At 61.5% G+C, this 672-nt stretch carries 1 protein-coding gene; it reads right to left on the bottom strand.

The window, feature by feature from the left end:
- Nucleotides 1–271: 271 nt before the first annotated feature.
- Nucleotides 272–672, bottom strand: a 401-nt coding sequence (locus tag NKJ88_RS32930; RefSeq protein ID WP_352446980.1) for a beta-galactosidase trimerization domain-containing protein, incomplete at its 5' end; no start/stop codon positions are given.

Below are 672 nucleotides of genomic sequence, written 5' to 3'. Positions count from 1 at the left end.
GAATACATCTGCAAAATCTGGACAAAAGAGCCCGAACGATTCAGGCTCGATCCAACCCATCAAACCTTGGGACTAAACATCTAGAGGCCGGCGCGGTCCCCTGATACCGCCTCGTATCGCGCGCCCGAACTTGGCGCAAACGCGGCACGGCTTCTCATCGAAAGGATCAAGGGACGTACGAAAAGCGTGTTCGTGACGGTCGCGCTGAAAGTCGTGGCACGTGGCAACACAAAGATGCCTGGAGCGTTTCCCAAGGCCTCGCGCCAAAACCCTAGTCGAGTTCGATGATGCTGCAGCCATAGGCCGGGAGCGACAGCCTACCGCCGCGTACTTTGCCATCGCCGAGCAAATCCTTGCCCGCGGGGACATTGCCGATGCTTGCCGGCTCGCCCAGCGTGTTGAGGATGAACAGCAGGCGGCGGTCCTTGCTCTCGCGGATGGTCGCTTCGACGCCGGCCGGCATGTCTGCGATGAGCGGCACGATACCGGCGGGCGCCAGCACTTGATCGGCCAGCACCTCGACCAGAGCGTCGCTGAGGTACGTGCCGAGGTAGATCACCTTGCCCTTGCCGACTTTGCGCGAAGTTATCGCGGCTTGGCCCTCGGCGAAGCGGCTGGCCCAGCTGCCGATAACCTCCGTGCCGGGCGCGACGTTAAGCAGCTCATAAAGAT

Source organism: Mesorhizobium sp. M0016 (assembly GCF_040324035.1).
Classification (GTDB): Bacteria; Pseudomonadota; Alphaproteobacteria; order Rhizobiales; family Rhizobiaceae; genus Mesorhizobium.
This window is presented reverse-complemented; position numbering and strand designations above follow the sequence as displayed.